General features: G+C 65.4%; 15 protein-coding genes. 4 read left to right on the top strand and 11 right to left on the bottom strand.

Annotated elements, in window-relative coordinates; genetic code table 11:
- The first annotated feature begins 48 nt into the window (after positions 1-48).
- Positions 49-1077: an alpha/beta fold hydrolase gene (locus B2W22_RS07635; RefSeq protein WP_286936982.1), complete on the top strand. Its 1029-nt coding sequence runs from the start codon at positions 49-51 to the stop codon at positions 1075-1077.
- On the opposite strand, the gene B2W22_RS07640 is transcribed toward B2W22_RS07635, so the two are convergent.
- The 6 genes from B2W22_RS07640 to B2W22_RS07665 all read right to left on the bottom strand — a co-directional run bounded on the left by B2W22_RS07640 (position 1034) and on the right by B2W22_RS07665 (position 7428).
- Entirely contained in the window at positions 1034-1939 is a 906-nt protein-coding gene (locus B2W22_RS07640; RefSeq protein WP_286936984.1) for an alpha/beta hydrolase, read from the bottom strand. The genes B2W22_RS07635 and B2W22_RS07640 overlap by 44 nt on opposite strands.
- Complete coding sequence (locus B2W22_RS07645; RefSeq protein WP_286936985.1) at positions 1936-3108, bottom strand: glycosyltransferase family 4 protein; 1173 nt, start codon at positions 3106-3108, stop codon at positions 1936-1938. The genes B2W22_RS07640 and B2W22_RS07645 overlap by 4 nt, the downstream gene beginning before the upstream one ends.
- Complete coding sequence (locus tag B2W22_RS07650) at positions 3068-4072, bottom strand: glycosyltransferase family 9 protein (RefSeq protein WP_349679451.1); 1005 nt, start codon at positions 4070-4072, stop codon at positions 3068-3070. The genes B2W22_RS07645 and B2W22_RS07650 overlap by 41 nt, the downstream gene beginning before the upstream one ends.
- A 124-nt stretch (positions 4073-4196) precedes the next feature.
- Positions 4197-5300, bottom strand: coding sequence for a serine hydrolase domain-containing protein (locus B2W22_RS07655; RefSeq protein ID WP_286936986.1), 1104 nt, complete (start codon positions 5298-5300; stop codon positions 4197-4199).
- A 126-nt stretch (positions 5301-5426) separates the two neighbouring features.
- Positions 5427-6734: an ATP-binding protein gene (locus B2W22_RS07660; protein ID WP_286936988.1), complete on the bottom strand. Its 1308-nt coding sequence runs from the start codon at positions 6732-6734 to the stop codon at positions 5427-5429.
- Positions 6727-7428 (bottom strand): winged helix-turn-helix domain-containing protein, encoded by a 702-nt coding sequence (locus tag B2W22_RS07665; protein ID WP_239212809.1) that lies wholly within the window; start codon positions 7426-7428, stop codon positions 6727-6729. Before B2W22_RS07665 ends, B2W22_RS07660 begins: the two co-directional genes overlap by 8 nt.
- 355 nt (positions 7429-7783) lie before the next feature.
- On the opposite strand from B2W22_RS07665, the gene B2W22_RS07670 reads away from it, so the two are divergent.
- Positions 7784-8149: a hypothetical protein gene (locus B2W22_RS07670; RefSeq protein WP_286936990.1), complete on the top strand. Its 366-nt coding sequence runs from the start codon at positions 7784-7786 to the stop codon at positions 8147-8149.
- A 105-nt stretch (positions 8150-8254) separates the two neighbouring features.
- On the opposite strand, the gene alaE is transcribed toward B2W22_RS07670, so the two are convergent.
- A complete protein-coding gene (gene alaE, locus B2W22_RS07675) occupies positions 8255-8716 on the bottom strand; it encodes an L-alanine exporter AlaE (protein ID WP_286936993.1) in 462 nt (153 codons plus the stop codon).
- Positions 8717-8841: 125 nt separating this feature from the next.
- Here alaE and B2W22_RS07680 point away from each other — a divergent pair, with 125 nt between their 5' ends.
- A complete protein-coding gene (locus B2W22_RS07680) occupies positions 8842-9465 on the top strand; it encodes a glutathione S-transferase family protein (protein ID WP_175183687.1) in 624 nt (207 codons plus the stop codon).
- Between the two features lie 2 nt (positions 9466-9467).
- On the opposite strand, the gene sodC is transcribed toward B2W22_RS07680, so the two are convergent.
- From sodC to B2W22_RS07700, 4 genes are all read right to left on the bottom strand, one after another.
- Positions 9468-9992, bottom strand: coding sequence for a superoxide dismutase [Cu-Zn] SodC (gene sodC, locus B2W22_RS07685; protein ID WP_286936996.1), 525 nt, complete (start codon positions 9990-9992; stop codon positions 9468-9470).
- Positions 9993-10162: 170 nt separating this feature from the next.
- Positions 10163-11491 (bottom strand): DUF445 domain-containing protein, encoded by a 1329-nt coding sequence (locus B2W22_RS07690; RefSeq protein WP_286936998.1) that lies wholly within the window; start codon positions 11489-11491, stop codon positions 10163-10165.
- A 78-nt stretch (positions 11492-11569) separates the two neighbouring features.
- On the bottom strand, positions 11570-12802 hold the full coding sequence (locus B2W22_RS07695) for an AI-2E family transporter (protein ID WP_286937001.1): 1233 nt from the start codon (positions 12800-12802) through the stop codon (positions 11570-11572).
- A 56-nt stretch (positions 12803-12858) separates the two neighbouring features.
- Positions 12859-13791 (bottom strand): LysR family transcriptional regulator, encoded by a 933-nt coding sequence (locus tag B2W22_RS07700; RefSeq protein ID WP_286937003.1) that lies wholly within the window; start codon positions 13789-13791, stop codon positions 12859-12861.
- A 207-nt stretch (positions 13792-13998) separates the two neighbouring features.
- On the opposite strand from B2W22_RS07700, the gene B2W22_RS07705 reads away from it, so the two are divergent.
- Positions 13999-16119 (top strand): 3-hydroxyacyl-CoA dehydrogenase NAD-binding domain-containing protein, encoded by a 2121-nt coding sequence (locus B2W22_RS07705; protein ID WP_286937005.1) that lies wholly within the window; start codon positions 13999-14001, stop codon positions 16117-16119.
- The last annotated feature ends 15 nt before the right edge of the window (positions 16120-16134 follow it).

Here is a 16134-nt window from a genome sequence, read left to right on the forward strand (position 1 = left end):
GTTGTACAGCGCCGGCAGCGGGCCGGCGTCATAACAGGAGTCACATGAATGACACGATCCCACCATCTCCGGCTGAGCGCACTCTGCGCGGGCGTGGCGCTTGCCGGCAGCGCCATCGCGGCAGACGCCCCCAACGTGCCGGACTACGGTCCCAACCTGGAGCGCTTTGAGTATCCGCACGAGGTCAAGCGGCTGGCGCTGGACACGCAAGGCCAGAAGCTGTCGATGGCCTACATGGATGTGGCCGCCGCCAAGCCCAACGGCAAGACCGTCGTGCTCATGCACGGCAAGAATTTCTGCGGCGCCACCTGGGACGCCAGCATCGCCGCCCTGAGCCAAGCCGGATACCGCGTCGTCGTGCCCGACCAGATCGGCTTCTGCAAATCCGACAAGCCGCAGGCCTACCAGTTTTCGTTTCATCAACTGGCCGCCAACACCCACGCCCTGCTCGATCATTTGAAAATCGACCGCGCCAGCATTGTCGGCCACTCCATGGGCGGCATGCTCGCCGCACGTTACGCGTTGATGTACGGCCCGCAAACCGACGCCCTGGTGCTCGTCAATCCCATCGGCCTCGAAGACTGGAAACAGAAAGGCGTGCCCTACCGCAGCATCGACGACTGGTATCAGCGCGAGCTCAAGGCCAACTTCGAGGGCATGAAGAAGTACCAGCTGGGCACCTACTACGCCGGCCAATGGCGCGACGACTACGACAAGTGGGTCCTCATGGCCGCCGGCATGCTGCAAGGCGAAGGCCGCGAACGCGTTGCGTGGAACCAGGCGCTGACCTACGACATGCTCTACACGCAGCCCGTCGTGCACGAGTTCGGTCAGATCGCCGTGCCTACCACGCTGCTCATCGGGGAAAAGGACAACACCGCCCCCGGCAAGGACGCCGCGGCGCCCGAGGTGGCAAAACAGCTCGGCAACTATCCTGAGCTGGGCCCGAAGGCGGCCAAGGCCATCCCGAATGCAAAGCTCGTCACGTGGCCGGAGCTTGGCCATTCCCCGCAGGTACAGGATCCGAAGCGGTTCAACGAAGCGTTGCTGAAGGCGCTGCCGGCGGCGAAGGGTTAAGGCATGTGTTGCTGACAAACGCCGCCACCCGCGAGACCACATCCCCGCATCCGCGGCCCATCGTGACTACGTGACGGCGATCTGTCAGCAACTGCAGTTGCACATTCGTGTTGCGCGCCCCCTTCAAAATCTTGAACGCGTTCGATACCGGCGCAACGTCATCCTGCCGCGCATGAATGACAAGGCACGGAGCGCGCAGCATGAGCAAGTGCCGCGATACCGAGGCCGCCAGTTTGCGCATCTCGGCAAGCGCCCCCCAGGGGAGGCGCGGCAAGCCCGCCGCGCGCTCCCGGCGCTGAAGCGCCCGATGCTGGCCGATGCCCAGTGCCCTCGCGGCCAGCAGCCATAAGGCCACCCTCACGCGTTGCGGAACCGTCCGGCCGTCATGACGAAATACGGGCGACAGCGCCAGCACACCGGCCACGTGGAACGGCCGTTCCTGCGCAAGGGCGAGCGCCAGCACGGCCCCCGTGGACACGCCGCCGACGATCACGCGATCAACCCGGCTCGCCAGCACATCCGCGCCACGCCGCACGCTGGCCAACCAATCCAGCCACCCGGCGCCCGCCAGATCCTGCACAGAGCCGCAGTGCCCCGCCAGCTTGACCACGAGCACCGCGTAACCGTACCGATTCAGGCCGCGCGCCAGCTCGTGCAGCTCGCTTGGCAGGCCACCCACCCGATGAATCAGAAGGACGCCCGTGCGTCCGTGTTCGCCATGGCCCGCCAGCAGATGCTCGCCGGCCATGGGTTCCAAAGGCTGCGGCGTTTCACCGTACGCCGGAATCGGGCCATCGGCCGGCCGCGCGCATCCCACCGGACCACCTTCCGCCACCTTGCAGGTTGCGTCGACCACATTCATGCAGACGCCTCCTGGCACTTGTGGCCGTCAGAGGGCAAGCTGGCGCCCATGGCGCGCCGATACGCCGCGAGCGTGCGTAGCATCTGTTCGCCCAGGCGCAGATGCGTATCCGCGAACGCCCGCGCATTGGCGACGATGGCGTGGGTACGCCAGGGCCGGTTTCGAATCTGCATGATGCAGTCGGCATAGCCCCCTATATCGCCGCGCGCAGCCAGCCAGCCTGTCCGGCCGGGCACGACGATCTCCGGCAAGCCGCCCACATCGCTGGCAACGACAGGCCGGGCTGCGGCAAACGACTCGGGCACGATACGCGACCAGGCTTCCGTTGCGGATGGAACCAGCACGACATCCGCCGCGCGGATCATGTCAGGCACATCGGTGCGGTGACCGGCAAACACCACATAGTCCGAAATGCCAAGATCGATCGCCAGACGGTAAAGCGCATAGGCATAGGGTTGAGTGCGAGCGGTCGCCATGCCCACAACGAGCGCCACCGCCGGCACCCCTCGGATGCGCAGGCGTTGCACGACGTGAAGCAGATCAGCCTGTCCTTTTTCTGGCCGCAGCATCCCGATAGTGGCGACGACGTATGCGGCTCTGGGCGTGGGCACCCCGAGGGCGCGACGGATGTGCAGGCTCGCATCGAGCGCGTCATTGGGCGAAAAGAACGGGTCCCCGGCCCACTCCCCGACAACGCTGATCCTGTCTTCAGCGGCCAACCGGGCCGCCAGCAGCTCCTGTTTGCCGACTTCACTGGTTGCGATGACGTGATCGCACCCGATCGCCCATTCCAGCCGGCGGCGCAGGGAGGAACGCATGGGTTTGGCGAAGTGACGCGTCCGGACGACGGCGCACAGGTCACGGCAAAGCGCGGCGGTCTTCGCGTCGGCACGGCTGTGACTGTCGATGACCTCAATGCGAAGGGTTCGGATGGCCCGGCGAAGCGCCAAGACGGTCCGGATCGAGTACGCGGGATTGAAATCGATGTCCACGGTCGTCAGCTTGCGCTCGCGCGCGGCGTGGCTGACGGCACTGTTCGAGGGCGAGGCGATCGCGACTTCGTAGCCACGGTCGTGCAGCCAGCTAGCCTGCTCCAGCGTGCGGAACTCCAGGCCGCCGAGGCTGCGCTCAGCGAGCGTATGCAGAATGCGCATGATGATCCAGTACATCCAGGCAGGCAGGAAGCACCTCACCGGGCGTGATCGAGTTGATGCCGCTCTGGGGGTGCCGTGGAACGACGAACGCCGACCCGGGCCGTTGCCAGAACCACTCGGGATTCGCCTCGTTGAAGATGCCGACATAGGGCACACAAGCGCCCTGCGCGATATGCGAGGGACCGCAGTCATTGGCCACCACCAGGCGCGCGCGCAACATGACGGCGCTCAATTCCGAAATGGGCCGGCAATAGGCAATGGAAAAGTCGGGCCGTTGCATCGCCTGCAGGGCTTCCCGCTCGGCGTTTTCCTGCTGCCCAAGCACGAACAGAAAGCGGGCGCCGGCGCCCAGCAGCGGCTTGAGCCTATCGGCCAGCCTCACGTAGTTTGCAAGGCTCCAACGCTTGAAAGCGCCCGCGCCGCCCCCGGGGATCATCACCACGTCGGCGCCCAGCACCGAGTGCACGTGTGGACGAGCGAGCATCTGGAAGCACGCGCGCGTCGCGCCTTGCAGGTCGAACGGCCGATATGCGGCCAGCACGCGCAGATTGGCCTGGCCGATGTATTCCGTGACGTCCTTGCGGTGGCAATGCGTCCAGGCCAGGTCGCTGATCCGGGCGTTGCGGAACCCCAAACGGATCGACGGCGGGCGCAGCAGGTTGACCACGCCGAAGCGCTCGCTGCTGTGATGCAGGCTGACGGACATGCGCGTTTCTTTTCTCAGAGTGTGCAGATAGTCGAAAAACGTAGCCGCGCGCACGAACTCATCTACCCAGGGCAACGCGCGGTAGAAGCTGCCCACGTCGTCACGCGCGACCACCTTGATGCGGCGCGACGGCCACCATGTCTTGAGCTGATACAGCGTCGGCATGGCGACGATCTGGTCGCCAAGCTGCGGCTTGCTTCTGACATACACAACGATTTCCGACACCTGCGGCCTCCCTGCTGATTGCGCGGCCGGTCGGCCGCTGGCGGGCAATGTATCGGCAGGTGGCCGGCATAATTCCGGCGTCCTTTGAACAATTGTGAAGAAGTTTGCACGGCCCTTTGAACAACTTCACAAGTTGTCCGCGGCGCATTGCGACAGGCGCCCCGGGCGGCGACTACATGCCATGCCTGGCCTGGCGCATCAGGCGCATCGTCAGCGTCGCAACCGAGCCGACCAGCGCCTCGCCCGAATCCGCGTTGCTCATGACCATCACGGCAAGTCTGTCCTGCGGCGCAACGACCCACCGCGAGTGGAACGCTTCCGTCGCACCGCTATGGTCGCGTAGCGAAGTCGCGCTCACCAATTCGTCGCCGCAAGGCGCGGCCAGCCATGACAAAGCAAAGCGGCAATCCAGATCCATGCTGCTAACGGCCACGGTTTCCAAACCCAGCAACGTCTGCGCGGATCGCTCGGACAGCACCTGCCCCGCCCCGGATCCGGCGCCGGCTCTGCCTTGCCCGAACAGCATGCTGGAAAAGCGCGCCATCTCGGACGCGCTCATCCACAGGCCATCTGCCGCCGCGTTCGGCTGTGGCGCTTCCGCCCAGGGCAGGCCGCGCCGGTAGCCGGCCGCCCGCTGCCCCTTCATGCGCTCGTGCAGATGAAATCCCGCGCGCGGCATGTTCAGGGGTCGAAGAATGGTGCGCCTCACGTACGCGTCAAGCGGTTCTTGTGCCGCATGCGCCACCAGGTCGCCCAGCAAGGCATACGCCATGTCGGCACGGGCTCGGCCCATCGTGTCTTCCAGCGTGGCCGGATGCACGCCCAGCAGCGTGCGAGCGGTGAAGGGCGCAGCATTCATCCACTGCGCGGCGTTGCGGCGCGATTCGAGGCGCCCGTACGTCAAGGCGTCGTCAGCCGGCCGGTCCAGCGACAGCAAGCCGTCGTCCGCGGCGCGAAGCACGGCCGCCGCGGTGACGACCTTGCTGACGGCGCCCATGCGATACAGCGTGTCGCCGGTCGCCCGTCGATGCCGTGCCGTGTCCGCGTACCCGAAACCCGTGCTCCAGACGATGCGCTGATCGTCCACGACCGCAATGGAGAGGCCGGGAACCTTGGACACGTCCATTTCGTAAGGGATGCGCTCGGTCAGGTAATCGACCACTGCCGCATAGTCCCCTTTCTGGATCGTCGCGGGCGCGGCGGGTGGCAACCCCTGGCAACCGCCCACGGCGACGAAGAGCGATCCGATGGCAATCAGGCGGGCAAGCGAGAACATGGATGACGGCAACCCCGTGAAAGAGAAATGCCGAGATGCTATCGATGCGCGACCGCGCGATCCTTCCTGCTTTGTAGGGAGTTTGTGAAGATCTTTGCGCGTGCGTTGTGCGCGCGCCAGGTCGAGTCAGGCGGCGTGCCAACGGATAACGAAGCGGGCGCCGCCCAGCGGACTGTCGGACACCAGCGCCTCGCCGTTGTGCCATCGGGCCACACGGCGCACGATGGCCAATCCCAGTCCCGTCCCCCCGGTGCCGCGCGCGCGGCTCTCGTCGAGACGGATGAAGGGATCAAAAACCCGCTCACGATCCGCAGGCGGCACGCCGGATCCGTCGTCATCCACCGTCAGCACGTAAGTCCGCGGCTCTGGACTGGCCAGTCCAACCTGAACGTTTCCGCCGGCATGCCGGATGGCGTTCTGCAGCAGGTTGAGCAACGCGCGCGTCATGTAACGCGGATGCAGCCGGACTTCGCCCGCATCACAGTGCGTCACCTCGCAATGCACACGCGCCCGCTCAGCCTCAAACGACGCGTGCTGCACAACGGAATCGAGCCAGCCGCGGGCATCCTGGGGCTGTAGCGGGATGTCGTCGCGCTTGTGTTCCAGGCGGGCGTACATCAGCAACTCCGATGCCATGCTGTCCAGCTCGGCGACATCGTTCTTCATTTCCTCGACAAGACGCTTGCGCGCAGCGGGGTCGGCCTCTTGCTCGATCATGTCCAGTTCGAACGACAACCGGGCGATGGGCGTTCGCAGTTCGTGCGACACCGCGTTGGTCAGCTCGCGCTGATTGCTGATCAGCGCACTGATGCGATCGGCCATCTGGTTGAACGTGTCGCCCAGCCCACGGATGCTGGAAAACCGCGACAATTCGGCGCGCACACGCAGGTCGCCCTGTCCCATCCGTTGCGCGGCGGTCTTCAGCGCTTCCAGATCGCGCCAGACCGGCAGCGCCCACACCAGCATGAATCCACACAACATCACGCCCAGGGCGGCGTAGATGGCGACGATCACCCACGTGCCGACCAGCGGCTCGGGCGGCAGCTTGACCATCAGCCACTGCGCGCCCGGACCGGGTATGGCGGCCACGAAGCTCATCTGGTCGTCGCGCAGGAAGAATCCGCCGGCGTCGATGGTGCGGCGTTCCACATCGGTCAGCGCAAATTCCGCCGCGTTGTAGTCGGCCGGATTCAGGACCTGCAACGCCAGTCCGTAATGGGGCGCCAACGTGTTGCGCACGTAGTCGGGGCGCGCCTCGGGCGGCACATGTGCCAGTTCCTGCTTCAGGCTGTGCAACTGACCGCGCACGGCCTCACGCGTGTAGTTCGCCGTCTCGGACTCAAAGAGATAGTTCGCCGCCCGGTCCACCACTTCGTTCGACAGCACGAACCCGATGGCCAGCACCACGAAAATGCGCAGGACGAACCTAAGCATTGCCCAGCTCGTGGACCTTGGGCGAGAACAGGTAGCCCTTGCCCCAAATGGTCTTGATGCGCGCCGGGTCACGCGGATCGTCGTCCAGCTTGCGGCGCAATTTGCTGATGCACACGTCCACGGTGCGATCGAGCCCGTTGAACTCGATGCCGCGCACGGCGTTGAGCAGATCGTCGCGCGTCAGCACTTGGCCGGCCTGGCTAGCCAACGCCCACAACATTTCAAATTCCAGCGTCGTCAGGTCGACCTCTGCGCCGGCCAGCACGACCGCGCGGGTCTGGCGGTCGATCGACAACGGTCCGAACACCAGGAGTTCAGGCTGCGTTTCAGCCTGGTTGTGACGACGCATCAGGGCGCGGATCCGCGCCAGCAGAACACGCGGTTCCACGGGCTTGATGACGTAATCGTCTGCGCCGGATTCCAGACCCAGGATTTGATCCACGTCGTCTTCGCGGGCAGTCAGCATCAGGATCGGCGCAGACGAGAACGCCCGCAGATCCCGGCAGACCTGCAGGCCGTCCCGGCCAGGCAGCATCAGATCCAGAATGGTGATGGCCGGCTCGTGACGACGAAACGCATCCACCGCATGATCACCACGATACGCCTGAACAACATTGAATCCGTGCTGTTCCAGAAACTGCGCGATCAGGCGCGCCAGCTTCGCATCGTCTTCGACTAACAAGGCCTTGGTCATGGTGTGGAGACAGAGTTTCATGCACCGGCACAGTGCATTTTGGCGGCAAGCATACACCGAAAGAATTTCGGGTCGCGTGGGCGCTGTTGAGGGCAATGGGCGGAGCGGCATGCGTTGTACGCCCCGCGCGCCGCAAACGTGGCGGGGCTTGCAGGCCATACAAACCGTCAGAATTGTTACCGGTCGCCCGTGTACCCATCTGATACATTGGCGCCTCAAAAATCATGAAAAAGCGAGGCCAGCCTCACCGCGCGGCAGCCGCCGTGCGCGAGACATGCACGCACAACGTCAAGCAACAACGTGCCGCGTTCAAGCGCCTCAGTCTCAATCGTCGATCTTCGGGGTAACAATCAAAATGAGAAAAATTGCACTGCTTGTGGTTTTGCCTGCGCTGCTCGCGGGTTGCACGTCCGCGCAGATGAGCATGATCACCGGCAAGCGGAACAAGACCTACAACGACGTGAATGCAGCATGGGTGGGCAGCACCGAAGAGCAACTGGTTTCCAAGTGGGGACCGCCCAAGAAGAGCTACACGCTTGAAAGCGGTGCAAGAATTATTTCGTACGAAGAAATCTGGGGCCCGATTTCGGCTTATCACGTGTGCGTCGAGAAGTTCATGATCGAAAAGGGCATCGTGACGAAGTGGGGTCTGTCGGGTTGCCCGGCGCGCATGACGGGCTCGATGCCGGCGGAAACGCCGATTCCGCAACCGACGATGTAAAACCCGCGTCGCAGATTCAATACCACCGCCGCTCGATTAGTACCCGGCTCACTTCAAGTCCGGGTACTCGTCGAGCGGCAATCACGACAGGCCCAAGCGCACGGCTTACTCGTTGAGCGACATCGGCCGCGATCCTCCCGGCGGCAGGCCGAACACGCGCCTGATCGCATTCAAAAACGCGCCGTAAGGCCGGCCCAGCACCAGCATCATCACGGCCGCGCCCAATATCCCTCGCACCAGACCCTCGCCCGATGCCCCGCTGATCGCGATGATCGCGGCGTAAACAGGCACCTGGAAAGTCATCAGCGCCACGCTATCCCAAAGCAGCCGGGATACGCGCGTGTCCTTCGCGCGCCGCATTATCCAATCGCGCCAGAGACCGTAAGGCCTACCTACCGGAATCATCAGCGCACCGCCGATCAGCCGCGCGTGGAACACCTGTTCCCACGTCATTCCCGCGATCCAGCGCTCATTGATGATGCCTGTCGTCGTAAAGAACAGGATCAGCGCAACGGTGTCGGCAATATAGGAGCGCGTGGATAGCGGCGAGATGGTCTTGTCCGTCACGTGCCGTTCCCCCGGCATCTGTTCTGCCTGCCGGCGCCCGAATCTGTATATGGCGGCACGTTCCCCGGCCCGCTAGACTGCGACGACCTTCGATTCCGAAAAGCGCCCTGCCCGCGGTAGCCAACATGCTGAAAATATTGGGAAAAGCCTCGTCCATCAACGTGCGTAAGGTGCTGTGGACATGCGCTGAACTGAATTTGCCTTTTGATCGCGAAGACTGGGGCAGCGGTTTCCGGCCCACGTCCGAACCGGAGTTCCTGGCGCGCAATCCCAATGCCATGGTGCCCGTGATCCAGGATGGCGACTTCGTGCTGTGGGAGTCGAACACCATCATCCGCTATCTGGCGGGTCAGTATCAGGGGCAACACCTGTATCCGGCCGAGCCGAAGCGGCGCGCGCGGGTGGATCAGTGGATGGATTGGCAGGCGACGGACCTGAACCGGTCGTGGAGCTACGCCTTCATGGCGCTGGCGCGGCAGTCGCCGGCGCACCGGGACGAGGCCGCCATCGCGGCGTCGTGCCACGATTGGGCGCGGTTCATGGGAATTCTGGACCAGCGGCTGGCGGCCACCGGCGCCTACGTGGCCGGCGACGCGTTCACGCTGGCCGACATTCCGGTGGGGCTGTCCGTGAACCGCTGGTTCGAGACGCCCTTCGAAAAGCCGGCGCTGCCCGCCGTGGCGGCGTACTACGACCGGTTGGCGCAGCGCGAAGGCTACCGGCAGTACGGCCGCAACGGCACGGCTTGACCCTACTTCACCACGCCGCAAACGATACGTCCGCCTCCGCCGCCCAGCGGCTCGGGCTTGTCGCTGTAGTTGTCGCCGCCAGCGTGGATCATCAACGCCCGGCCCTTCACGTCAGCCAGCTTCAGGTGCGGCGCAAGCACGGTTTTCGTCGCGCTGCCATCGGCCGCGACGGTGAGGAACGGCAGGTCACCCTGATGTCCGTCGGTCGCCATCGGCCCCTTGTGCGCCTTGGTGCCCTTGGGATCCAGGTGCCCGCCCGCACCGCCGCCCGGCGCGGTCTTGCCGCTTACCGGGCCGGGCTCGCACGAGCCTTTCTCGTGCACATGAAAGCCGCGCTCGCCGGGCGGCAGGCCTTTCAGGTGGGGCGTGAATTGCAGCCCTTCCTTGGTGTCTTTCAGGGTGATGGTGCCGGCGCTCTTGCCGACGCCATCGGGCGTCAGGAACGACATCGAGACGTCTTCGGCCATCGCCGCGCTGGACGCGCCCGCCAATGCCAGCGCCGTGACAAGCATCGAGAATTTCTTCATGAATTGCCTCCTGGAAAGATGCCCGCAAGCTGCGGGCGGCCATCGGTAAGGCGCGCCTCGCGCAGCCGGCGGCGCAGATGAAGATAGCACCGGGGCCGGGCGGTCCGCCAGAAAACTTCGTTCCTGATACAAGGTTGTGACACGGTGTGGGGAAAGGCCGAAGACCCTGCCTAGCCGTTCACGATCAGGACCACCGCATGCAGCAGCACGCCGATCAGGCCGCCCACCAGCGTGCCGTTGAAGCGGATGTACTGCAGATCGCGCCCCACACTGAGTTCCAGCTCGTCGACCAGATGACGTTCGTCCCAGTTCTTGACGGTGCGCGAAATGTGCTCGGTGACACCAACACGCAACCGTCCGGTCAGACGCCGCGCGCCGCCCAGGATGTGGTTGTTGATGGCTTCTCGCAGGCCGGGGTCTTCGCCAAGCTTGCGCGCCAGCGCCAGCAGCGCGCTTTCCAGATGCGCGGCCAGCGCGGAATGTTCGTCCGCCAGGTCGCGCCGCAGCGCCGCATGGATGTCGTCCCACAGGCCTTGAACGTATTCCTGGACCTTGGGGTGGTCGATGGCGCGCTGCTTCAGGGCTTCGACCTGGCTGGCCAGCGCCGGGTCGGTCTTCAGGCGTTCGATGTAGTTCATCACCCACGCCTCGTAGTCGCGGCGCACGGGGTGGTCGGGCTCGGACAGCACGTCGCGCAGCTCTTCGACCAGCGCGCGCGCCAGGCGGTCGGCCAGGTTGTCGGCGATGTTGTCGACGGACTTGACCACGTCAACGGCGGCGATGATGCGCGGCCATTCCTTGCGGGCGAACTTCACGAGCAGGGTCGACGCGCGCTCCTTGACGTCTTCCTCGGCCAGGTAGCCGCCCAGCCGTTCCATCGCGGCGTCCAGCAGCTCCTGGTGCCGCCCGTCGCGGGTCAACAGGCCCATCACCTCGCCGGCGGTGCCCGCCGCATCCCAGCGGCGCAGATTGCTGACGACGAATTCCTGGATGACACCGCGCACGGCCCGATCGTCCAGCAGGTCCAGCGTCTGCAGCGCCACGCGCCGCGCCCCATCGCTCAGGGCGTGCGCCTGCGCGGGCCGGGCCAGCCAGCGGCTCAGCCGCGCGGCGGGATCGAAGACGCGCAGCTTTTCAATGAGGGTGTCGGGGTCCAGGAAGTGATCGCGCACGAAGATCGCCAGGCTGTCGCCGATGCGGTCCTTGTTGCTGGGGATGATGGCGGTATGCGGAATGGGCAGACCCATCGGCCGCCGGAACAGCGCAACCACGGCGAACCAGTCGGCCAACGCGCCAACGGTGGCTGCCTCGCAAAACGCCCGCACCCAGGCCCACGCGCCCTGCCCGCCCATGACGTGACTGGTGATGAAGCCGCTGACCATGGCGACCAGCAGCGCCAGCGCCCCGATCTTCATGCGGCGCAATTGCGCGCGCCGCGCATCGGCATCCAGCGCGGTGTGCGCGCCGGCGATTCGTTGGGGTTGGGTAGTGTCGGTCATGAAGGATCCGGTGATGCAAGCCCCGAGCATACCAATCGAAGGCGGCCCGGCCATTGCACCCGGACACCGCCATCCGCCCTACTCGCTCAGGAACTCCGACAACGCCTCCAACCCTTCGATATGATCGGCCACCACCTTCGCGATGAAGGCAATGGGCACGGACAGCAGCGTTCCCCAGATGCCCCACAGCCACGTGAAAAGCAGCAGCAGGATGAACACGGCCACGGCGTTCATCCGCGCGATGCGGCCAGACATCCAGGTGGTGACGACGACGCCCATCAACAACGCAATGGCGACGGAACTCATGGAGATGGCCAGTGCGGGACCGAGCTCACCGAACTGCACCAGTCCCGCGACGCCAGTGCCGACCGCCGTCATCAGCGGGCCGAAGTACGGGATGATGTGCAGCGCGCCCGCCACCACCGCCCAGGTCGCGGCGTTTTCCAGTCCCAACAGGCGGAAGGCGCCCCATGACAGCAGCCCCAGCGCCACATTGGTCACCAGCATCATCGCCATGTACATGTGGATCGAGTTGTTGATCTGGTCCAGCATGTGCACGCTGATCTTCTTTTGCGACAACGTCTTGCCGGCCATCTTGACGAACTTGCGCTTGAACGCGTTGCCCGACAGCAGCAGGAAGAAGACGAGGAACACGCACATGGTGGCCTGCCCGACGAAGGTGGCCAGCCCCTTGGAGCCCCACAGCAGGATGTCGCTCAGCCCGCCGTCCGACTTGGCCACGACGACGCGACCGCCGGGCTTGGGCGCACCCGACTCCTGCAGGATGCTTGCTGCGTTGCGCAATTTCTCCATCATGGAGCCGTCGCCGCTCAAGAGGCCGCCCAGCGTGCGGGACAGCTTGCTGGATATCTCGGGGAGCGCATTGATGATGTCGGCGACCTGGTCCTGCGTGACGTAGACGACGCCCACGATCCCGACGGCAATGGCCGACATCACGATGACGGTGCCCAGCGAGCGCGGCACGCGATATCGCTCCATCAAGGCGACGACGGGATCCAGGGTGTAGGCGACCACAATCGCCATCACCACCGGAACGATGAATTCCTGCCCCGCCTTCAGGCCAAACAACACGGCAAGGACAGTCAGCGTCACCAGACAGAAGCCGCTGACGCGCACGAGCGGCGTGGGCGACGGCGGCTTGATGAGGCCGGCGTCCTGCGCCGTGACTTTTTCCTCAGAAGGATCGGTCTTTGCCGCCGCCGGCTCGGCCTTTTTTTCGGCGGCCTCGGCCGCTACGGGTTCCGGGCCTTCCCTCTGCGGCGAAGTGACCACTGGCGTCGCGCTGTCCATCTTTCCCCTCACATCCGTTTTGCGAAGGCCGTCAGCAAGTTGCGTGCCCGGCAGGTTCAGCCGCTGCTGATTGCCAGCAGACCCGGCTCGCCGTCGTGCTGCCGCTGCGCCCGCTCCAGGATGAATTCAATGATCATTGCGAGCGCCCGCGGGTGGTGGCGATTGGGCATGTACAGCATATACATGCCGCGCCCAAAAATGCTCAAGCGCCAATCGGTCAGCGCGGGGACAAGCTCGCCACGCGCAATGTCCTCGTGCACCACATAATCCGGCACCACTCCGACGCCCAGGCCCGCGCGGATGGCGTCGCGCAGGAAGGCATAGTTGCGGGAAATGACGGTGGGTTCCAGGACGACATGCTGGCGGGGCTGCCCGCCGTAGTACGCCGACAGGCGCAGCGGCCGGCCGATCACGGCGGCGCTGATGACAGGCGTGCCGGCCAGGTCTTCGGGCCGCTGGGGAAGCCCGCGGCTTTCCGCGTAGTCCCTGGACGCACAGGCCACGTAGCGGACCTGGCCGAGTTCGCGCGCGACCAGATGCTGCGGCGGTTCGGACATGATGCGCACGGCAATGTCGACTTCGTCGCGCAGCAGGTCCTCGACGCTGTTTTCAAACAGCACGTCCAGCACGATGTCGGGATAGGTTTTCTTGAACTCAAGCAGCCAGGGCGTCATCACGAACTGCCCGTAGCCGCTGGGCACGCTCAGGCGCACCTTGCCCTGCGGTGTCTTGCCCAGAGTTTCGATCGATTCGCGCGCGGCTGCGAGCTCATCCTGGATGCTGCGCCCGTGCTTGTACAGCTTCAGGCCGATCTCGGTGGGTTCCACGCGCCGCGTCGTGCGCCGCACCAGCTGCATGCCGACCGAACGCTCCAATTGGCTCAGGTGATAGCTGACGTTGGCGCGCGTCATCTTCAGGCGGCGCGCGGCTTCGCTGAGATTGCCCGCGTCCAGGATTTCGACCAGCAGGGTAAGGGATTTGGTGTCCATGGCGGCGCTCCTTGCCGTGCATTGTCAAATTTTCTTATCCGTAGTGTCAATTATCGATGTCATTGTCAAGACATCTTTGCTGCGAAAGAATAAAGCCATAAGAGACGGGCCACCCCTGGCCCGCCAAGGCTCCGTTCGCGCCAGGCGCCGGCGCACCGGCATGCCGGCGCGGCGCGCGAGCAGGAAGCATCATTGGAGACACTGTCCATGACAGACAGCGCAAGCACCGGCGCGGCCCAGACGCGCCGCTACGAAGACATTCTGGTCATCGTCATCGACCATCCCCCCGTGAATGCACTGAGCGCCGCCGTGCGTCGAGACCTGTCCGACGCCATCACACAGGCGCAGACGGACGCGCGGGTCCGCGCGATCTTGCTGATGGGCGCTGGCAAGAACTTTATCGCGGGCGCAGACATCCGCGAGTTCGGCAAGCCGCCGCAACCGCCCCTGCTGCCCGACCTATGCAACCAGATCGAAGCCAGCGCCAAGCCCGTCGTGGCGGCGCTGCACGGCGCAACGCTGGGCGGCGGGCTGGAGATTGCCTTGGCGGCGCACTATCGCGTGGCGCTGGCCACTGCCAAGCTGGGCCTGCCCGAAGTGAACCTGGGCCTGTTGCCCGGCGCGGGCGGCACGCAGCGCGCGCCGCGCCTCATGGGCGCACTAGCCGCGCTGGACCTGATGCTGACCGGCAAGCACTTGCCCGCCGAAGCCGCCCTGGCTTCGGGGCTGGTCGACGTGCTGTCCGCAGAGGAGGATGCGCTGGACGCAGGCCTTGCCTACACGCGCGAACTGCTGGCGCTGAACGCCGGCCCGCGCCGCACGCGCGATGCGGCCGAGGCTCTTTCAGACCGGCAAGCGCAACTGGCGGTGGTGGATGCCGCCGCCGAACGCGTCGCCGCTACCACCCGCGGCCTGTATTCGCCTGCAAAGATCGTCGACGCGGTGCGCGCAGCCATTGAACAGCCCTTCGACGAAGGCCTGCGCATCGAGCGCGCGCTCTTCCTGCAATGCCTGGACAGCCCGCAGCGCGCGGCGCTGGTCCACGCGTTTTTTGCCGAGCGCGAAACCGCCAAGATTCCCGAGCTGAAGGAAGCGCGCTCGCGCCGGCTTGAGCGCGTGGGCATCGTCGGCGGCGGCACGATGGGCGCGGGCATTGCCGTGGCCGTGCTCGATGCGGGCCTGGCGGTCGTGATGGTGGAACAGGACGAGGCCGCGCTGGCACGTGGCCGCGCGCGCGTCGAGCAGGTGTACGACCTGCTGGTCAAGAAAGGCCGGATCAGCGCCGACGACCGCACAGCGCGCATGGCGCGCTACACCGGCGCCACCAGCTACGACGCGCTGGGCGAGGCCGACCTCATCATCGAAGCCGTGTTCGAGGACATGGCCGTCAAGCAGGCCGTCTTCGCGCAACTGGATCGCGTTGCCAAGCCCGGCGCCGTGCTGGCCACCAACACCTCTTACCTGGATGTGGACCGCATCGCCGAAGCGACGCGCGGACCGGCCGACGTGCTGGGGCTGCACTTCTTCTCGCCGGCCAACATCATGAAGCTCATGGAGATCGTGGTCGGCCGCCACACCGCGCCGGACACCGTGGCAACCGGCTTCGAGCTGGCGCGACGGCTGCGCAAGATTCCCGTGCGCGCGGGCGTGTGCGATGGCTTCATCGGCAACCGCATCCTGGCCGTGCACCGGCAGGCGGCCGACATGATGATGGAGGACGGCGCCTCGCCTTATGACATCGACGCCGCCGTGCGCGCGTTTGGTTATCCGATGGGCCCGTACCAGATGGCCGATCTGGCCGGCGGAGACATCGGCTGGGCGACGCGCAAACGCCGTGCCGCCACCCGCGACCCGGCGCTGCGCTACGTGCAGATTCCTGACCGCCTCTGCGAGCGCGGCTGGTTTGGTCAGAAGACCGGCCGCGGCTTTTATCTGTACCCCGACGGCGCGCGCCAGGGCACGCCGGACCCGGAAGTGTTTGCCATCATCGACGAAGAACGCCGCCGCGCCGGCGTCACGCCGCGGCCGTTCACGCAGGAAGACATCCTGCGCCGCTACCTGGCCGCGATGGTCAACGAAGCGGCGAACGTGCTGCACCAGGGCATCGCGCTGCGCCCGTCCGACATCGACGTCGTGTTCCTGTCCGGCTATGGCTTTCCGCGCCACCGCGGCGGCCCGATGCACTACGCCGACAGCGTGGGCCTGCAAAGCATTCTTGCCGACATCCGCAGCTATGCGAAGGAAGACCCCGCGTTCTGGAAGCCGTCGCCGCTGCTCGTGGAACTGGCCGAGTCCGGCCGCACCTTCGGCAGCCTGAACGCCGCCTGATCCGAATTCATCCTA

It is taken from the genome of Achromobacter sp. UBA4530, assembly GCF_002388205.1.
Lineage (GTDB): Bacteria > Pseudomonadota > Gammaproteobacteria > Burkholderiales > Burkholderiaceae_B > Achromobacter > Achromobacter animicus.